17 protein-coding genes and 1 pseudogene are annotated in these 17,790 nt (G+C 72.5%); 8 read left to right on the top strand and 10 right to left on the bottom strand.

All coding sequences use genetic code 11. The features are described from left to right. Positions 1-74 precede the first annotated feature (74 nt). Positions 75-518, top strand: coding sequence for a Fur family transcriptional regulator (locus BM028_RS03600; protein WP_070417017.1), 444 nt, complete (start codon positions 75-77; stop codon positions 516-518). Positions 519-635: 117 nt separating this feature from the next. Then, the gene (locus BM028_RS03595; RefSeq protein ID WP_092384584.1) at positions 636-2,165 is read left to right on the top strand and encodes a catalase; all 1,530 of its coding nucleotides are present in this window, start codon (positions 636-638) and stop codon (positions 2,163-2,165) included. Positions 2,166-2,237: 72 nt separating this feature from the next. Here BM028_RS03595 and BM028_RS03590 read toward each other — a convergent pair whose 3' ends face one another. Together BM028_RS03590 and BM028_RS03585 are read right to left on the bottom strand one after the other, a co-directional pair. Beyond that, positions 2,238-2,804 carry a GNAT family N-acetyltransferase gene (locus BM028_RS03590; protein WP_071303490.1) on the bottom strand — a complete coding sequence of 189 codons (567 nt, stop codon included), beginning with the start codon at positions 2,802-2,804 and terminating at the stop codon, positions 2,238-2,240. 42 nt (positions 2,805-2,846) lie between these two features. Next, positions 2,847-3,716, bottom strand: a complete 870-nt coding sequence (locus tag BM028_RS03585; RefSeq protein WP_092384582.1) for a VOC family protein — start codon at positions 3,714-3,716, stop codon at positions 2,847-2,849. 110 nt (positions 3,717-3,826) lie between these two features. On the opposite strand from BM028_RS03585, the gene BM028_RS18730 reads away from it, so the two are divergent. From BM028_RS18730 to BM028_RS03575, 3 genes are all read left to right on the top strand, one after another. Continuing rightward, the gene (locus BM028_RS18730) at positions 3,827-4,390 is read left to right on the top strand and encodes a hypothetical protein (RefSeq protein ID WP_254789374.1); all 564 of its coding nucleotides are present in this window, start codon (positions 3,827-3,829) and stop codon (positions 4,388-4,390) included. After that, positions 4,387-5,004, top strand: coding sequence for a signal peptidase I (gene lepB / locus BM028_RS18725; protein ID WP_254789373.1), 618 nt, complete (start codon positions 4,387-4,389; stop codon positions 5,002-5,004). The genes BM028_RS18730 and lepB overlap by 4 nt, the downstream gene beginning before the upstream one ends. A 121-nt stretch (positions 5,005-5,125) precedes the next feature. Continuing rightward, positions 5,126-5,941, top strand: coding sequence for a helix-turn-helix transcriptional regulator (locus tag BM028_RS03575; RefSeq protein ID WP_070417011.1), 816 nt, complete (start codon positions 5,126-5,128; stop codon positions 5,939-5,941). 61 nt (positions 5,942-6,002) lie between these two features. On the opposite strand, the gene BM028_RS03570 is transcribed toward BM028_RS03575, so the two are convergent. The 5 genes and pseudogenes from BM028_RS03570 to BM028_RS03550 all read right to left on the bottom strand — a co-directional run bounded on the left by BM028_RS03570 (position 6,003) and on the right by BM028_RS03550 (position 9,910). Beyond that, on the bottom strand, positions 6,003-6,326 hold the full coding sequence (locus BM028_RS03570; protein WP_070417010.1) for a hypothetical protein: 324 nt from the start codon (positions 6,324-6,326) through the stop codon (positions 6,003-6,005). A gap of 10 nt (positions 6,327-6,336) precedes the next feature. After that, positions 6,337-6,964: pseudogene (locus tag BM028_RS03565) on the bottom strand (response regulator transcription factor). Next, on the bottom strand, positions 6,961-8,184 hold the full coding sequence (locus BM028_RS03560; RefSeq protein ID WP_070417008.1) for a sensor histidine kinase: 1,224 nt from the start codon (positions 8,182-8,184) through the stop codon (positions 6,961-6,963). The pseudogene BM028_RS03565 and the gene BM028_RS03560 overlap by 4 nt, the downstream one beginning before the upstream one ends. Positions 8,185-8,207: 23 nt before the next feature. Next, complete coding sequence (locus BM028_RS03555) at positions 8,208-8,978, bottom strand: ABC transporter permease (RefSeq protein WP_175495976.1); 771 nt, start codon at positions 8,976-8,978, stop codon at positions 8,208-8,210. Then, positions 8,975-9,910: an ABC transporter ATP-binding protein gene (locus tag BM028_RS03550; RefSeq protein WP_092384580.1), complete on the bottom strand. Its 936-nt coding sequence runs from the start codon at positions 9,908-9,910 to the stop codon at positions 8,975-8,977. Before BM028_RS03550 ends, BM028_RS03555 begins: the two co-directional genes overlap by 4 nt. Positions 9,911-10,048: 138 nt before the next feature. Here BM028_RS03550 and BM028_RS03545 point away from each other — a divergent pair, with 138 nt between their 5' ends. Beyond that, on the top strand, positions 10,049-11,242 hold the full coding sequence (locus tag BM028_RS03545; RefSeq protein ID WP_071294472.1) for a SpoIIE family protein phosphatase: 1,194 nt from the start codon (positions 10,049-10,051) through the stop codon (positions 11,240-11,242). Positions 11,243-11,718: 476 nt separating this feature from the next. On the opposite strand, the gene BM028_RS03540 is transcribed toward BM028_RS03545, so the two are convergent. After that, positions 11,719-12,588 (bottom strand): phosphoribosylaminoimidazolesuccinocarboxamide synthase, encoded by an 870-nt coding sequence (locus BM028_RS03540; RefSeq protein WP_092384578.1) that lies wholly within the window; start codon positions 12,586-12,588, stop codon positions 11,719-11,721. Further along, positions 12,585-13,853 (bottom strand): phosphoribosylamine--glycine ligase, encoded by a 1,269-nt coding sequence (purD, locus tag BM028_RS03535; RefSeq protein WP_071294474.1) that lies wholly within the window; start codon positions 13,851-13,853, stop codon positions 12,585-12,587. The genes BM028_RS03540 and purD overlap by 4 nt, the downstream gene beginning before the upstream one ends. A gap of 57 nt (positions 13,854-13,910) precedes the next feature. On the opposite strand from purD, the gene BM028_RS03530 reads away from it, so the two are divergent. Beyond that, a complete protein-coding gene (locus BM028_RS03530) occupies positions 13,911-14,273 on the top strand; it encodes a sterol carrier family protein (RefSeq protein ID WP_071294508.1) in 363 nt (120 codons plus the stop codon). Between the two features lie 377 nt (positions 14,274-14,650). Here the strand turns inward: BM028_RS03530 and BM028_RS03525 are convergent, their stop codons facing one another. Beyond that, the gene (locus BM028_RS03525) at positions 14,651-17,224 is read right to left on the bottom strand and encodes a helix-turn-helix transcriptional regulator (RefSeq protein ID WP_092384576.1); all 2,574 of its coding nucleotides are present in this window, start codon (positions 17,222-17,224) and stop codon (positions 14,651-14,653) included. 107 nt (positions 17,225-17,331) lie between these two features. On the opposite strand from BM028_RS03525, the gene BM028_RS03520 reads away from it, so the two are divergent. Further along, entirely contained in the window at positions 17,332-17,727 is a 396-nt protein-coding gene (locus tag BM028_RS03520; protein WP_083295078.1) for a hypothetical protein, read from the top strand. Positions 17,728-17,790 lie beyond the last annotated feature (63 nt).

The raw sequence follows: 17,790 nt of genomic DNA, 5'->3' as shown, positions 1-17,790 counted from the left end.
TTCGCGCTCGACCATCGGATCGCCTGGTGTACAGTGGCGGTGTTGTCTTGATCTCTGCAAAAGAAAGGCTCAGCATGGACGTCGACGCCGACCTGCTCCGCGCCTCCGGTCTCCGGGTCACGACACCACGCCTGGCGGTCCTCCGCGCGACGGAGACCATGCCGCACGCGACCGCCGACGACATCGTCACCGCGCTCGCCGCCGAGCTGCCGACCACGAGCCACCAGGCGGTGTACGGCGTCCTCGCGGCACTGACCGGCGTCGGACTGGTCCGGCGCATCGAGCCCGCGGGCAGCCCCGCCCGCTACGAGCGACGGACCGGCGACAACCACCACCACATCGTCTGCACGATGTGCGGCGCGATCGAGGACGTCGACTGCGCCGTCGGCCACGCGCCCTGCCTCACCCCGTCCGAGACGCACGGCTTCGCCGTCACCACGGCCGAGGTCACCTACTGGGGCATCTGCGAACAGTGTGCCGCCGCCGAACGCGACGACACCGTGGCCGTCCCGGCCTGACCGCCGACACCCCGACCCGGGGACGACCGCAGTCGTTCCCGCTCCCGGCACCGAACCGGGACCACGAGCAACCCGAGCACCCCTGACCGAACCAACCGTTCCACCCAAGGAGGAACCGTGTCCGACCAGAACACGACGCCCGGCCAGCCGGCCGGCACCCCCACCACGACCACCAACTCCGGCGCGCCGGTGTCGAGCGACCAGCACTCCATGGGTGTCGGCGCCGACGGCCCCCTCGCGCTGCACGACCACTACCTGGTCGAGAAGCTCGCCCAGTTCAACCGTGAGCGCGTCCCGGAGCGGGTCGTCCACGCCAAGGGCGGCGGTGCCTTCGGTACCTTCACCGTCACGCAGGACATCAGCAGGTTCACCCGTGCCGCCTTCCTGCAGCCGGGCAAGCAGACCGAGATGCTCGCCCGCTTCTCGTCCGTCGCCGGCGAGCAGGGCTCCCCGGACACCTGGCGCGACCCGCGCGGCTTCGCGCTGAAGTTCTACACCGAAGACGGCAACTACGACCTCGTCGGCAACAACACCCCCGTGTTCTTCATCCGCGACGGCATCAAGTTCCCGGACTTCATCCGCTCGCAGAAGCGCCTGCCGGGTTCGCACCTGCGCGACCACGACATGCAGTGGGACTTCTGGACCCTGTCGCCCGAGTCGGCCCACCAGGTCACGTGGCTGATGGGCGACCGCGGTCTGCCGGCGTCGTGGCGCGAGATGGACGGCTTCGGCTCGCACACCTACCAGTGGATCTCGGCCTCGGGCGAGCGCTTCTGGGTGAAGTACCACTTCCTCACGGAGCAGGGCCACAAGACCCTGACGCAGGAAGACGCCGACCGCATCGCCGGCGAGGACGCGGACTTCCACATCCGTGACCTGCACGCGGCCATCGAGCGCGGCGACAACCCGCGCTGGACCCTCAAGGTGCAGGTCATGCCCTACGCCGACGCCGAGGGCTACCGCTTCAACCCGTTCGACCTGACGAAGGTGTGGCCGCACGCGGACTACCCGCTCATCGAGGTCGGCACGATGGAGCTCAACCGCAACCCGGAGAACTACTTCGCGCAGATCGAGCAGGCGACCTTCGCCCCCTCGAACTTCGTCCCCGGCATCGCGGCGAGCCCCGACAAGATGCTCCTCGCGCGCATCTTCAGCTACGCGGATGCGCACCGCTACCGCGTCGGCACGAACCACGCGCAGCTGCCCGTGAACGCCCCGAAGAACGAGGTGCACTCGTACTCGAAGGACGGCGCGATGCGCTTCGACTTCCAGAAGTCCGAGGTCCCGGTCTACGCGCCGAACTCGCTCGGCGGTGCGCTCGCCGACCCGGCCGCGACCGACGAGACCCCCGGCTGGGAGTCCGACGGCGCGCTGCAGCGCTCCGCCGCGACCCTCCACCCCGAGGACGACGACTTCGGTCAGGCCGGCACCCTGGTGCGCGAGGTCCTCGACGACGCCGCCCGTGAGCGCTTGGTCGGCAACATCGCCGGGCACGTCTCGAAGGTGACGCGCGACGACCTCCGCGAGCGGGTGTTCGCCTACTGGACGAACGTCGACGCCGAGCTCGGCGCGCGCGTGCGCGCAGCGGTCGCGCCGAGCGCACCCGGTTCGAACGAGGACCCGGAGAAGGTCGCGGTCGAGGCGTAAGCCCCGCTCTCACCAGACGGGAGGCGCGGTGCGGGTCGAACCCGCACCGCGCCTCCCGTCTGTCGTCCCGTCCTAGACCTGCTGGCCGTTCAGCCAGATCGGGCCGGCCGGCCAGTCCTCGAGCCGCTCGGCCACGGGGAGCACCATCCAGCCGCCCTGGTCGGTCATCGGCAGCCCGGCGCCCTCGGCCGTGAACGCCGTGTAGTCCGCGACGACGTCGTCGAACACGTGCCAGCCGAGGTTCGCGTAGAACGGCACCCGGTTCTCACCGGCACCGAGGAACCCGTACGGCACCGCCAGCCCCTCGAGCACGGCGTGCGCACGCTCCATCAGGTCGCGGCCCTTGCCGGTGCCCTGCAGTCGTGGCGACACCGCGACGAGGCCGGTGTCGCCGACGAGCACGTCCCGGCCGCCGACGGTGATGAACATCCGGCGGATCCCGACGTGGGCGAGGACGACGTCGTCGGCGTCACGGGCGAGCACGCGCCGCTCGGGCTGCATGCCCGCCCAGCTGCGACCGCCCACGTACCAGTGCGACCAGTCGGGGAACGCCTGCCCCAGGAGCGCTGCGATCGCCTCGTGGTCGGGGAGCGACAGCGTGCTCTCCTCGACCACCTCCCACCGGATGTCCTCAGTCACGGGTCCATCCTGCCGGAGACCGTCCGTCCCGGTGCGGTGGGGTCAGCCGCGACCCGGCGCCGTGACCTCGATCCGGTTCGCCCACGGGTCCTCGAAGGCGACCGTCCGACCGTCGTCCGCCGACCGCACCCCGGAGTCGTGCATCCGCTCGACCAGGGCGCCGAGGTCGTCCGCGCCGGGGACCTCGATCCGGACGAGACCGAGTCCGAGCGCGAGCTGGCGGCGTCCGGCACCGCGCGAGTTCCACGTGTTCATCGCCATGTGGTGGTGGTAGCCGCCGGCGCTGACGAACAGCGCTTCACCCCAACCGGCCGTGGTCGCGAAGCCGAGCCGGTCGACGTAGAACTCCTTGGCGGTGGCGACGTCCCCGACCGACAGGTGCACGTGGCCGACACGTCCGGGGCGTGCTGCTGCGCCGTCGAGGGCGTCCTGCGTGAGGTGCTCCTGCAGGAAGGCGTTCGGGTCGACGGAGATGGTGGCCATGTCGACCATGCCGTGCGTCCACGACCACTCGGTGCGGTCGCGGTCCCAGTAGAGCTCGACGCCGTTGCCCTCGGGGTCGGTGAAGTAGAACGCGTTGCTGACGAGGTGGTCGGCGCTGCCCGTGAAGGTCTGCGGGTACCGGGTCGCGACGGAGTAGAGCGCGGCGGCCAGGTCGGCCTTCGTGTCGAACAGGATCGCGGTGTGGAACAGGCCGGCGTCGTGCGGCCCGGCGTGCTGCATCGACGGCGCGTGCTCGAGGATGACGATCGGGGTCGTGCCCCGCCCGAGCACCGCCACACCGCCCTCGTTCGACAGGAGGGACAGCCGCACGCCGTCGCGGTAGTAGCCGATCATGCGGTCGAGGTCGGCGACCCGGAGCGTCACGGCGCCCATCGAGGTGTCGGCGGCGAGGAGGTCCTGCGTGGTCATGCGACCAGTGTGCGCCCGTTTGGTTGACGCGTCAACCAAATGGGCGCAGCGTGCCATCGCACTCGGTGTCCTGTCGGCTGCGCGGCCCCGGGCAGGGCCAAGATGGAGGGATGCCACGCTCACGACGACTGCCGGACCGAGCGGGCGGGCGCGGTGGTGGCCGTCCGGACCGCCGCAATCTGCCGATCGACCAGATGCGCGACCGGATGTCGTCGTACGTCTACGGCAACATCACCGTGCTCGCCGCCGCGATCGCCGTGGACCCCGCCGCGATCCACCACGGCTCGGCGGTGTGGGCGGTCCTCGGCACCGCGGTGCTCACGTACCTCGCGCACGTGCTGTCGCACCTGGTCGCGCACGGGCTCGGGGACGACGACGCGTCCGACGACGTCCGTCGCGAGTCCGTGGTCACCATCGTCCGCAACGCGAACCCGATCGCCACGTCCGGCCTCATCCCCGCGGTGCTGTACGCCGTCGCGTGGATCGGCTGGCTGCCCGCGTCGTGGGCGCAGACGGCCGCGCTCGTGATCCTCGTGGTCCGCATCGGCATGGTCGGTGTGTTCATGCAGCGGTTCAGCGGCAAGCGGCCGACGTTCCTCGGGCTCTGGGGCGGCATCGTGCTCGCCGCCGTCGCGTTCGTGATCGGTGTCGTCAAGGTGGTGCTGACGCATTGAGCGACGAAGCCGTCCCCGAGCCCCGCAGGCGTGCCCGCTGGAAGTTCCTCCGTGACCTCGCGATCATCGTGGTCGTCGCGCTGCTGGCGTCCTTCCTGGTGAAGTCGTACCTCGTCCGGTCGTTCTTCATCCCCTCGCTGTCGATGGCGAACACGCTCCTGGTCGGCGACCGGGTGCTCGTCAACGAACTCGTCCCCGGAGTGGTGCCGCTCCGACGCGGCGACGTCGTCGTCTTCGAGGACCCGGGCGGCTGGCTCGGACCCGGGCAGGGGAACGACCTCATCAAGCGGGTGATCGGCCTGCCCGGCGACACCGTGTCGTGCTGCGACGCGCAGGGACGCCTGTCGGTGAACGGTCACGCGGTCGACGAGTCGTACGTCGTGCTGCAGCCCGGCTCCGACCGGGTCGCCCTGACCGACTTCTCGGTGACCGTGCCGAAGGGCCGGCTCTGGGTGATGGGCGACAACCGGTACGACTCAGCCGATTCCCGGGCGCACGGGACCGTCCCGGTGTCGGACGTCGTCGGTCGGGCGTTCGTCACGACCTGGCCGGTGTCGCGGTGGGCGGTGCTGTCGCGGCACGGCGACGTCTGGGACGCGGTCCCGGAACCGTGATCGACGGCGAACGGCCGACCCGTTGCGCGACGCGGACGGGGGTCTCGCGTGCGCCGGACGGTCACGGTAGCGTTCGGTGGCCCGCCGGACCCGGCGCGCGGATCGTCGAACGGAGGCTCTCGTGACGTCCTCCGACCAGCCGTTCGACTACCGCTCCGGCGGCGACGAGCACGTCTCCCTCCGGAAGATCCGCACCGGTGGGCCGCAGGCCGGTACGATCGGCCCCCGCCCCGACCACGTCGTCTTCGTACTCGCCAACGGCCGGGCGACGCTGACCGCCGACGACGGCAGCGAGTGGGACGTCGGGCCCGGACGACCGATGATGCTGTCGGCACCCGTCGCGTACGCGTTCGACACCGACGCGACCGCGATGACGCTCCTGCACGTCGCGCCCGCGATGCTCGGCGACGCCGAGGAGCCGTCGGAGTTCGTGCAACCGGACGCCGCCGACCCCGGCGTCGAGCCCCTGCTGACCCTGTTGCGCGAGGTGACCGACCGCATCCTCGACCCCGACCTCGACGCCACCGAGCGGGCAGCGCTGAACCGGCGGGTGGCCACGGTCGTGCTGTCGACGTTCACCCGGTCCCGCTCCGACGTCGAGCACCGGCTGCGTCGCGCCATCCGCTTCGTGCACGACCACGCGGACGAGGACCTCGAGGTCGCGGACATCGCCGCCGGCGCGGAGCTCAGCGAACGGGGTCTGCAGGACCTGTTCCGCCGCCGCCTCGCCGTGACGCCGATGCGCTACCTCCGCGAGGTCCGCCTGGACCGCGTGCACCTCGAACTCACGTCCCGCCGGGGCGGGGTCGTGACGGTCCGCGACATCGCGCGGCGCTGGCGCTTCGCGCACCTCGGCCGGTTCGCGGCCTCGTACCGGCAGCGGTTCGGCGAGAGTCCGCACCAGACGCTCCGGCGGTCGGGCCGTTCCGAGGGCTGACCAGCCGGACCCCGTCCAGGAGGCGCGGTGCGGGTCTGACCCGCACCGCGCCTCCTGTGCGTCAGCAGCCCGTCGTCGTCAGCGTGACCGTCGCGACCTCGCCGTTCGACACGGTCGCCTCCTGCGGGCAGAGCTCGTTCGCCCGCACGGTCACCTTGCCCAGCGGTACGCCGGCGAAGTCCGCGGTGCCGCCCGGGAACACCCGCTGGTGCTCGGAGAGCTTCCCGGTCTCGGCGGTGAAGACCTTCACCTCGTAGGGGTGGTCCGCGGCGTTGGCCGACACGGTCACGGACAGCTGCCCGGTGGAGTCGTGCGCACCGCAGCCGGTGAGCGTCAGGACCGCGGCGACGCCGAGGACGAACACGGGGGCGACACGTCGGAGCACGTCGGCAAGGCTACGCCGTCCCGAGCAGCCAGCCGTTGTCCGCCGCGACCCGGAGCGCCTCGGTCGCGTTGCGCGCGGCGGTCTTCCCGATCGCGGACGACAGGTGGTTGCGGACCGTGCCCTCGGACAGGTGCAGCGACCCGGCGACCCCGGCCACGGTCGGCGCCGTGCGGAAGGCGATGAGCACGTCGGTCTCCCGCGGGGTGAGCGGGGACGGGCCGGCGGCGAGGGACTCCGCGGCGAGCACGGGGTCGACGACCCGGAACCCGCCCGCGACGCGTCGGACGGCGTCGGCGAGCTGCTCGGCGGGGGTGTCCTTCACGACGAAGCCCGCGGCCCCCGGCCTCCAGCGCGCGCCGGAGGTACCCGGGCCGGCCGAACGTCGTCACGATGAGCGATCGGCACGTGGGCAGCGCGCGGGCGAGGGCAGCGGCGGCGGTGAGCCCGTCGGCGCCGGGCATCTCGACGTCGAGCAGGGCGACGGTGGCGCCGGACGACCGTGCTGCTTCGAGTACCTCGTCGCCGCGGGCCACCTGGGCGACGACCTCGATGTCCCGCTCGAGCGACAGCAGGGACGCGAGCGCACCGCGGACGAGCGCCTGGTCGTCGGCGAGGAGCACACGGATGGTCTCGGTCATCGTCGGTTCCTCTCGACCCGCAGCCGGAAGCCGCCCAGGTCGCTCGTGCCGGTGGTCAGGGTCGCCCCGACGGCGTCGGCACGCTCGCGGAGCCCGCGCAGCCCGTTGCCCGGGGTGGTGGAGGCGGCGTCCGGGTCGAGCAGGCCCGTGCCGTCGTCCTCGATCGTCAGGGCGGACCGGGTGAGCGTGACCCGGACCCGACTGGCGGCCGCGTGGCGGATGACGTTCGTGACGCCCTCGCGCAGGACCCACGCGAAGAGGCTCCGGACGTCGTCGGCCGCCGCGTCGCCGTCGCGGGGGAGCACCGCGTCGATCGCCGCGGCCTCGAGCGCCGCCCGTGCCGACACGAGTTCGGCGTCGAGGTCGGCCTCGCGGTAGCCGCTCACCGCGCGCCGGAGCCCCTGCAGGGCCTCGCGGGAGAGCCGCTCGACGTCCTGCATCTCGGTCTTCGCCCGTGCCGGGTCGACGTCCACCAACCGTGCGGCGAGCTCGGACTTCATCGCCACGACGGTGAGCGAGTGGCCGAGGACGTCGTGCAGGTCGCGGGAGAACCGTGCGCGCTCCTCGACGACGGCGAGCCGGGTGATCTCGTCCTGCGCGACGCCGAGCCGCTGTTCCGCTTCGCGCTGCCGGCCGAAGAAGAGCATCGACGCTCCGACGGACACGGTGATGACCGGGGCGAACAGGATGCCGCTGTTCACCGCCGTGTCCCAGCCGGTGCTCGCGGCGACGAGGAACTGTGCGCCGAGGATCGCGAGCACGACCACGCCGGCGACCCAGAACCGTTCCGCGACGAACCCGGACAGTGCGGCGACGAGCAGCCAGGTCCAGACGGCGAGCGGCCCGACCACGAACAGCAGCAGCCCCGCGAGCAGGGCGACCCCGGCGAGGACGACCACTCGTCCGCGCAGGCTCCGTCGCCACATCAGCTCCGGTGCGAACAGGTACGCCGCGTAGACGACGGCGAGGGCCACGGTGGAGAGGACGTGCGCCCGGAGGCTCCGGCCGTCGCTCCAGACGGCGATGATCTCGAGCACCTGCCAGAGGAGCGCGAACACCGCGCCGGTGTACCAGCGGCGCCGCCCGATGCGGATGTCGTCGTCGCTCGCGCCCGGTGGGACGGCCCACGGGAACGATCGGGGTGACGGGCGGGACGACCTGGAGGCGCGTGGTGCGTGCTCCGCACCGCGCGCCTCGGTCGTGCTGGTCGCCTCGGACATCGGTGCCAGCGTAGGACCGTCGGTCACTGTCGTGCGGCGTCGCGGCGGTAGCGCCACACGATCACCGCGGCGAGGACGATCGCCCAGCCCGCCAGGACCATCGCCGGCTCGGTCATGCCCGAGGACCCGGTCGCCCCGGCCCCCATCTGCCCGATCCGGTTCAGCCAGTACGAGGGCAGCAGGTGCGCGACGCTCCCCATCCAGCCCGGCATCACCGACAGCGGGACCCAGAGGCCGCCGAGGATCGCCAGGCCCATGAACACCACCATGAAGAGCGGCTGCGCGAACGACGGCTTCGCGAACTGCCCGATGAGGATCGCGATGAGGGCGAACGGGATCACCCCGCACCAGATGCCGAACCCGGCGGCGAACCAGTGCAGCGGGTCGAGCGAGGCGTGCAGGACCACGGTCGCGACGAGCACCGTGATGACGATCGACACCGCGGAGAAGGCCATCGCGGCGATCACCTTCGACACCATGAAGCCCCACCCGGACAGCGGCGTCACGCGGAGCTGCCGGTTCCAGCCGATCGACCGTTCGTTGACGATCGCGAACGCCTGGCTGAGCGCGGCCATCATCGCGCCGTACGACGCCATCTGCAGCGTCGTGACGGTGAGGTACTGCAGGTGCGTCGTCGGGTCGGTCTGGAAACCGAATGCCGAGCCGAACACGAGCAGCATGATCACCGGGATGGCGAAGGTGAACACCATCGCGCGGACGTTGCGGAGCTGCCGCTTCGTCTCGAGGTACACGTAGCGGATCGGCAGGCGGCCGGAGGCGGTGGCGGTGGTCATGCGAGGACTCCTTCGGGAGCGGTGTCGGTAGCTGCTGCGGCGGGGTCGGCGGTGAGCGCGAGGAAGGCGTCGTCCATGGTCGAGGCGACCACCTGGATGTCGTGTGCCTGGGGGAACGTGGCGAGCAGGGCCCTGAGGGTGTCGTCGCTGCGGTCCGAGCGGAGCGTGACGGAGTCGTGCCGCGCCTCCAGGGAGACGACTCCCGGCAGACCGCGCAACGCGACGTGCGCGTCGGCGCCGAGCCCGGAGAACCGGACCGCGCGCGTAGCGGTGATCGCCTTGATCTCGGCGGGCGTGCCGTCCGCGACGATCCGGCCGGCGCGCATGATGACGATGCGGTCGGCGAAGGTGTCGGCCTCGTCGAGGTAGTGCGTCGCGAACACGACCGTGCGCCCCGCGTCGGTGAACTCGCGCATCGAAGACCAGAACGTGTGCCGGGCCTCGACGTCCATCGCCGCGGTCGGCTCGTCGAGCACCAGCAGGTCCGGGTCCGAGACCACGGCCACGGCGAACCGTGCGCGCTGCAGCTGCCCGCCGGAGAGCTTGTTGACCCGGCGTCCGGCGATCTCGGTGCAGCGCGCTCGCCGGAGGGCCTCGTCGACCGGCATCGGACGCCGGTGTGCCGCGGCGACGAGCGCGACCGCGTCCCGGACCGTCGTGTCCGGCAGGAGTGCGCCGCCCTGGAGCATCGCGCCGACCCGGCCGGCGACGACCGCGGCGCGGGGCTCCTCGCCGAAGAGCAGGGCACGGCCGGTCGTCGGCGTGGACAGCCCGAGCGCGAGGTCGACGGTCGTGGTCTTGCCGGCGCCGTTCGGGCCGAGGAGGGCGACGACCTCGCCCGGACGGATCGTCAGGTCGACGCCGTCGACCGCGGCCACGGCGCCGAAGCGCTTGCGGAGGTCGCGGAGCTGGATGACCGGTGTGTCGTTCATGGCTCCGAGCCTGGCGCGTCGTGCGGACGTACCCCTCTGCGGTGCGTCACGGATCGGGCATGACATCTGTCACGGCCGACCCCGGCGTCCTCCGTACTGGGGACGGCCACTGTCCGGTAGGCGCGTTAGCGTGGGTGTATGCACCACGAGCCCGTCGTCACCGACCGACCCGCCACGGACGCCGTCCGGCGGGCAGCGCTCCTCGCCGCGCTGGACGTGGTCGAGGGCGGGCCCGAGGAACGCTTCGAACGGATCACGCGGATCGCGCGCGAGGCGTTCGGCGTCACCGGCTCGTTCCTCAACCTCGCGGGGGAGTCCGAGGTCTTCATCAAGTCGCAGCAGAGCGACACGGTGTTCGGCCCGACCATCCCGCTGCACGACACGTTCTGCGGCCGGACCCTCGCGGTCGACGGCCCCGTCGTGGTCCCCGATGCCCGCGCCGACGTCCGGTACTCCGACATGCCGATGGTCGTCGACGACCCGAACGTGCGGTTCTACGCCGGGGTGCCCCTGCGTGTGGGCGACGACGACGTCAAGGTCGGCACGCTCTGCCTCATCGACCCGGCACCGCGCACGCTCGACGACGACGACCTCGCGCTGCTGCAGGAGCTCGGCGTGTGGGCGGAGCGCGAGCTCGCCGCCGGCGCCGACGAGGACCGTCTCCGCTCGGTGCTCGCCGGACTCGAGCCGGCCGGTGTCGACCTGCCCGGGTACCGCGTCGGCGGCATGTCAAAGCCGCACGGGGTCGTGTCCGGTGACTTCCACGACTGGCACGTCGACGGGGCGTCGCTCTCGGTGACCGTCGCCGACGTCATGGGCAAGGGGATGTCCGCCGGGCTCCTCGCCGCGACCATCCGTGGTGCGCTGCTCGCCCGGGGGACGTCGTCGTCCCGCGATGCCGTGGCGGCGCTCGAGGCCCAGGTCGCCCCGGACCTCGGTCGTGCCGAGTCCTTCGCGACGCTGTTCCACGGCCGCCTGACGACCTCGACCGGGCGGATGGAGTTCACCGACGCGGGGCACGGTCTCGTGCTGCACCTGCACGCGGACGGCACCGAGACCGTGCTGCGCTCGTACGACCTGCCGATCGGGCTGCACCCGGTCGGTGCCGCGCGGGTCACCGGGACGCTCGAGCTGGAGCGCGGGGACGTCCTCATCGTCGTGAGCGACGGGGCGCTCGAGCTGTGGGACTCCACGCTCGCGTCCCTCGGTGCGCTCGGGGCGATGTGGCGGGACGCGCCGGAGCTCGACGTGTTCTTCGGGCGGGTGCGGGCGCGTGCGGCGACGCACGACCCGGGGGACGACCTGACGGTCGTCGTCGTCGCGCGCGACTGACGGGGGCGGGCGGGCGGGGCGCCGAGAGGGCAATATCTGTCGCGCTCGTCGCCGCGGGGCGGCACTTCGTGCGCCCTCGGCGGACGTGAGCGGCGTGTTGTGCCCCCTCGCGGCGGCGTCCGGCGCGCGTGCGGCCTGGAGGCGCGGGTCGGCCTGGCGCCGCACCTCCCGCCCGGCGGTCGCGCGGGTCGATGCCGAGAGGGCAAAATCTGTCGCGCTCGGCGCCGGCGGGCGGCACTTCGTGCGCCCTCGGCGGACGTGAGCGGCGTGTTGTGCCCGCTCGCGGCGGCGTCCGGCGCGCGTGCGGCCTGGAGGCGCGGGTCGGCCTGGCGCCGCGCCTCCCGTCCGGCGGTCGCGCGGGTCAGGCGCCGAGAGGGCACTTTCCGTCGCGCTCGGCGCCGGCGGGCGGCACTTCGTGCGCCCCCGGCGGACGTGAGCGGCGTGTTGTGCCCCCTCGCGGCGGCGCCGCGCGGGCGCTACGCGCCCAGGCGCTCGATGAGCTCGCGGTAGCGCTCGGCCGTCCGCGCCACGATCGCCTCGGGCAGCACCGGCGGCGTCCCCTGCCGATCCCAGTTCGCGCTGAGCCAGTCCCGCACGATCTGCTTGTCGAACGACTCCGTGCGGTTCCCCGACCGGGCGTCCCAGTAGCGGCTGGAGTCGCTCGTCAGGACCTCGTCGGCGATCCGGATCTGCCCCGACGCATCGCGCCCGAACTCGAACTTCGTGTCCGCGATGACCACCCCGCGGCCGAGCGCGATCGCCGCCGCCTCGGAGTAGACGCGGAGCGAGAGGTCCCGCAGCTGCGTCGCGACGTCGGACCCGACGAGGTCGACCGTCTGCTCGAACGAGATGTTCTCGTCGTGCTCGCCCTGCGGCGCCTTGTACGCCGGCGTGTAGATCGGTTCGGGCAGCTGGTCGCCGTTCGACAGACCGGCGGGGAGGGGCACGCCGCAGACACTGCCGGACTGCTGGTACTCGGCCCATCCGCTGCCGACGAGGTACCCGCGGACGACGCACTCGACCGGGAACATCTCGAGCGGCATGACGTGCATGGAGCGCGACGCCACCGACGACGGCACCGGGGTCCCGCCGGCGGACGGCGCGATGAGGTGGTTCGGCACGTCGGCGAGCTGGGTGAACCAGAAGCGGGACAGCCGGGTGAGGAGCTCGCCCTTGCCCGGGATCGGCGGCTCGAGCGCGAAGTCGTAGGCGCTCACCCGGTCGGATGCGACGAGGAGCAGCTCGGTGGCGCTCGCGACGTCGGCGGTGCCGGTGGGGACGTAGAGCTCGCGGACCTTGCCGGAGGAGACGTGCTGCCAGCCGTCGAGGACGGGCGCCGGGCTCATCGGGCGACCTTCGCGGCGATGTCGGTGCGGAACTGCGCTCCCTCGAGCGTGATGTCACCCAGGCCGGCGTACGCGCGGTCGCGGGCCTCGGCGAAGGAGGACCCGGTGGCGACGACGCTCAGCACCCGCCCGCCGGTCGCGACGAGCTGGTCGTCGAGGACCCCGGTGGCGGCGTGCGCGACGGAGACCCCCTCGCGCGCGTTCGCGGCGTCGATCCCGGTGATCGGCCGACCGGTCTGCGGGTTCTCCGGGTAGCCCTCGCTCGCGAGCACGACCGTCACGGCGGCCTCGTCGCGGAACGACGGCGCCGGGGTGCCCCCGAGCTGCCCGGTGGCCGCGGCGAGCATCAGCCCGCTCAGCGGGGTCGCCAGGCGGGGGAGGACGACCTGGGTCTCCGGGTCGCCGAAGCGCGCGTTGAACTCGATGACCCGGACGCCCTGCTCGGTGACGATGAGCCCGCAGTAGAGGAGGCCGACGAACGGCGTGCCCTCGTGCTCGAGCCGACGGACGGTGGGGAGCGCGACCAGGTCGGTGACCTCGTCCACGAAGGCCTGCTCGGACGCCCAGCGGTCGGCGAGCCAGGGCAGCGGCGAGTACGCGCCCATGCCACCGGTGTTCGGCCCGACGTCACCGTCGCCCAGTCGCTTGTAGTCCTGTGCGGGGCTGAGCGGTCGGACGTCGTGCCCGTCGCTCAGGAAGAACAGGGAGACCTCTTCGCCGTCGAGGAACTCCTCGACCACGACGTGGCCGTGCTGCAGCCAGTAGGTGGCGTGGTCGATCGCTGCCTGGCGGTCCTCGGTCACGAGGACGCCCTTGCCGGCGGCGAGCCCGTCCGCCTTCACGACGTAAGGGGCCCCGAGCTCGTCGATCGCGGCGACGGCCTCGTCGACGGTGCCGGCGTACACCGGGCGCCCGGTGGGCACCGCCGCCTCGGACATGATCCGCTTCGCGAAGGCCTTGGAGCCCTCGAGCTGCGCGGCGGCCTTGCTCGGACCGAACACCGGGATGCCCCGCGTGCGGACCGGATCGGCGACACCGGCGATGAGCGGCGCCTCCGGACCGACGACGACGAGTTCGACACCGTTCTCGAGCGCGTACTCGGCGACGAGGGCACCATTCGTCGGGTCGATCGAGACGGTCTCGACGTCGGCCGCGATGCCGGCGTTGCCCGGCGCTGCGGTGATGACGTGACCGGCCTGCTCCGCGAGGAGGGCCGTGATGATCGCGTGCTCGCGGGCACCGGAACCGAGGACGAGGATTCGCACCCGATCACCCTACCGATCTCGACTCGCCCGTTGCGATGCGACGGCTAGCCTGTGGACATGCCACCCAGGAGGATCGAGGACGCGGAGGGCCGCGCCGCGCTCACCGCCGTGCAGCAGGGGGCCACCGCTCGGCCGACCCTGGCAACCGCGGTGCGGTGGTCGTTGCAGCGCCTCGCGGAGGACGTGCCCGGCAACAGCGTCGAGGTGCGGGTCCCGCCGTTCGCGGCGGTCCAGGCCGTCCCCGGCCCCCGACACACCCGTGGGACGCCGCCGAACGTGGTCGAGACGGACGCGGCCACGTGGCTCGCGCTCGCCACCGGCGAGCTGCGCTGGGACGAGGCCGTCGCGCAGTCGCGCGTCAGCGCGTCCGGGTCACGTGCGGACCTGACGGACTTCCTGCCGGTGCGTCTGGCCGTCTGAGACGGCCGCCGACACGGGACAGCAGACGGCCCCGAATCGGGACAGCGGACGGCCCCGAATCGGGACAGCAGCCGGTCGCGTGTGCCGGACGGGAGGAACGGTGCCAGCCCGCCCCGCGCCTCCTGGTCCATACGGACGCAAGTACTTAGACGGCCTCACCGAATTAGGTAGTACCTACTGATGTGACGTCACCGACCCGGCGAATACCGTGGAAGTCGCCGGGATTCGGACCCGACCCGAACGGGTCCGAACCCGGCGACAGGGTCAAAGGTACGCGACATTCCGTACATCCTGTCAACCGTTCCGGCGAGTCGTGCTGCATTCCGCAACGAACCTGCGGCTTCCGGAGGCGCGGTTGCGCCCGGACGACTCGCCGATCAGAGCAGCTCGGCGAGCTCCGTGCGCGCGTGCAGGTCCCACTTCGTGAAGACCCGTGACAGATGGGCGTCGATCGTGCGCACGCTGAGCCCGAGCACCTCGGCGATGCGGCGGTTGCTCATGCCCTGTGCGGCGAGCTCCGCGACCTCGTACTCGCGGTTGGTCAGCGGTGGCTTCACCCGTCCGGCCGACACCGCCATCCCGTGCGACGCGAGCACGCCCTGGGCCGCGATGATCCGGGTCCGCTCGTCGGCGCGGATCGCCTCGGCGTACTCGACGATGGCTCCCGCGAGCGGTCCGTCGACCCGGGTGGCAGCGTCGCGCATCCGCTCGAGGGACGCGGCGGAGTCCCGCCCGTTCAGCATGTCGTTCGTGTAGTGCAGCGTCTGCGCGTACATGACGTGCGTCCAGGACCCGCTCGCCGTCCCGCGCTCGATGATGTCGTCCGCGTGCCGCAGGCCCGCCGGGTTGCCGAGCACGGCCTCGGTCCACGCGATCGTCACCGCGATCTGCTCGCCGATGATCCGCATCGCCCGGAGCGGCGTCGACCGGGCGCGTTCGAGCGCTGCGGACGCGTCCTCGGCGCGGCCGGCGTAGGCGTACGACATCGCGAGCCGTGCCCACGGGTAGGCCGCGAACCCGCCGTGGTCCGCCACGTCGTACCGCTCGCAGGCGGCGGAGAACGCGGCGATGGCGTCGTCCCAGCGCCGCTGGCCGAGCGCGAGGTTGCCCTCGCCGATGAGCTCGAGCGTGAAGTCGTACTTCAGGTAGGGACTGGACCGGCGGACCGGGACCTCGGTGATGAGGTCGGCGATGTCGCCCCGCCAGACCTGCAGCTGGTGCAGCACGGAGACGATCTCGCCGACGCTCCAGGGGGCGTCCTCGAGGTGCTCGACCGCGGTCGCCAGGCAGGCCCGGCCGAACGCCGCCGCCTCGTCCAACCGCCCTCCGGTCGCGAGGGCCATCACCGCGCACGGCGCCAGGCAGAGGAAGGCGAACGGCACCGTCGCCGCGTGCACGATGCCCGAGCGCTCGAGTTCGGCGCGGACCTCGTCGAAGCTGCCGCCCCACCCGAGGTGGGCGAGCCGCAGCAGCCGGAGCCGTTCGACGGCGTCGCCGGAGACGAACCGTGCGGCGACGTCGGTGAGGGCCACCGCGGCGAGGACGTCGTCGTCGTGGAACTGCCGGATGTTCGCGAGGGTCTCGCACGCCTCGATCACGGCGTGGTCGTCGACCTCGGTCGGGGCCGAGCACACCACGGCCCAGGCAGCCTCGGCATCGGCGCGACCGGCCTCGCGACCGGTGCTGTACGAGTGCGCGAGCGACCGCAGGCAGTGCGCGGCGACCCGTTCGCTCGGGCTGAGCGTGGTGCGCAGGGCCGCCGAGGCGAGGGCGATGCCGCTCTCGTGCTCCTGCAGCCGGACGGCGACCTGGGCGGCGTCGAGCAGCTGGTCGACCGGGGGCAGTACACCGCACTCCAGCGACCACAGCGCGGCACGGAGCCGGGCCGCCGGCGGGGCGCCCTCGGGTCGGTCGGTGCGGAACGCGTTGGCGCGGGCGAACAGCGCCGTGCGCCGGGCGACCGGGACGAGTGCCCGGACGACCTCGCCGACGAGCGGGTGCGACGGACGGACGACCGCGGCGCCGTCCTCGAGCGAGTCGATCCGGACGAGGCCGAGCGCCACCACCCGGTCGACGTCCCCGCCGCTGACGAGCCCGATCAGCCGCGCGAGGGGGATCGGGTCCGCGAGGGCGACGATGTCGACCACGTCGCGGAGGTCCTCCGGCAGCGAGCCGAGCTCGGTCCGGTACATGTCGGCGAGGCTGTTCGACGCCGTCACCCGGCCCCGCCAGTACCAGCCCGTCGCGGTCTGGTCGAGGGCACCGGAGGCGAGTGCGGACCGGACGACCTCGCGGATGTAGAGCGGGTTGCCGGCGGTGGCGCGGTGCACCCGCTCCGCCGACGCCGTCTCGAGCTGGGCACCGAGCGCCTCGGCGATGAGCGACGAGGTCTCGTGCAGGTCGAGCGGTTCGAGGTCGATGCGCTCCAACAGGTCGTCCTGCCACAGGGCGCGCAGGGGCTCGGGGAGCGCGGTGAAGTCGCGGCACGTCAGCACGAGACGGGCGCCCTGCTCACGGACGAGCCACGCCACGTACCGCGCCGAGATTGCGTCGAGGTGGTCGGCGTCGTCGACGCGCAGGAGGACGTCACGGTCGGTGAGCTCCTCGCTCTCACGGAGGCGCTGCTCGGCACCGCCGGCACCGACGAGCTCGGCGAGCGACCCGGGAAGCTCCCCGAAGCGCTCGGCCACCGCGCCGAACGGCATCGAGCGGCTGGCGGCGACGGCGGTGATCGGCACGACGAGGGTCCGACCGGAGGTGTCCCGCCCGGAGACGCGGTCGGTGACCCGCACCGCCGCCGAGCTCTTGCCGAGACCGGGAGCCCCGACGAGTGCGACGCTCCACCGGTGCTCGGCGACGACCGAGACGGCTCGGTCCTCCTCGCGACGCTGGAGGATCGGCCAGCCGATCCGCGCCGGGATCCGGGAACCACGAGTGGTCCGTTCGCGCATCTGCCGTACCTCCTCCCCGTGGATACCGATCGGTAGGGACCATCCTCTCCCGGATCGACCTGGCCGCACAGACCGGAGCACGTCCCACAGTGGGGGACAATGGGACCGTGAGCAACACCGATCGACCCGACGAACGACCGGCTCCGGCGCCGAACGCCGTCTCCTCCTCCGACGAGGTGACGATCCGTCGCGCCCCGAAGTTCGGCGTCTTCATCGTGGGCGGTGCGGTGCTCGGCTTCATCGCGACGCTCATCGTGGTGTCGCTCACCATGGACATCGACCGCGGGGACACGCAGGAGACCGCGAGCTTCGGCAGCCTGGTGGGGTACTTCAGCCTGTGGGGCGTCACGATCGGCGCCTTCGTCGGCGCGGTCGTCGCCGTCGTCCTGGACCGCGTGTTCTCGCGCCGTGCGGCTCGCCTGACGGCGGAGCGCGTCGAGGTCGAGCTGCCGCCTGAGACGGTGGACGGCGAGATCGAGGACCACGGCGACCAGGCGCGGTAGACGCGACCGGACGAACGGACGGGAGGCGCGGTGCCAGCTGGCACCGCGCCTCCCGTCCGTTGC

Origin of the sequence: Curtobacterium sp. YR515 (genome assembly GCF_900113095.1) — a bacterium.
In the GTDB taxonomy this organism is placed as follows: domain Bacteria; phylum Actinomycetota; class Actinomycetes; order Actinomycetales; family Microbacteriaceae; genus Curtobacterium.
The sequence above is the reverse complement of the archived record's forward strand: the minus strand, read 5'-3'. Positions and strand labels throughout refer to the sequence as shown.

Coding starts and splice junctions, on each gene's coding strand:
- BM028_RS03600 (WP_070417017.1), top strand. CDS start 75: ATGGACGTCGACGCCGACCTGCTCCGCGCCTCCGGTCTCCGGGTCACG.
- BM028_RS03585 (WP_092384582.1), bottom strand. CDS start 3,716: ATGACCACGCAGGACCTCCTCGCCGCCGACACCTCGATGGGCGCCGTG.
- BM028_RS18730 (WP_254789374.1), top strand. CDS start 3,827: ATGCCACGCTCACGACGACTGCCGGACCGAGCGGGCGGGCGCGGTGGT.
- BM028_RS03560 (WP_070417008.1), bottom strand. CDS start 8,184: ATGTCCGAGGCGACCAGCACGACCGAGGCGCGCGGTGCGGAGCACGCA.
- BM028_RS03555 (WP_175495976.1), bottom strand. CDS start 8,978: ATGACCACCGCCACCGCCTCCGGCCGCCTGCCGATCCGCTACGTGTAC.
- BM028_RS03550 (WP_092384580.1), bottom strand. CDS start 9,910: ATGAACGACACACCGGTCATCCAGCTCCGCGACCTCCGCAAGCGCTTC.
- BM028_RS03545 (WP_071294472.1), top strand. CDS start 10,049: ATGCACCACGAGCCCGTCGTCACCGACCGACCCGCCACGGACGCCGTC.
- BM028_RS03540 (WP_092384578.1), bottom strand. CDS start 12,588: ATGAGCCCGGCGCCCGTCCTCGACGGCTGGCAGCACGTCTCCTCCGGC.
- BM028_RS03530 (WP_071294508.1), top strand. CDS start 13,911: ATGCCACCCAGGAGGATCGAGGACGCGGAGGGCCGCGCCGCGCTCACC.
- BM028_RS03525 (WP_092384576.1), bottom strand. CDS start 17,224: ATGCGCGAACGGACCACTCGTGGTTCCCGGATCCCGGCGCGGATCGGC.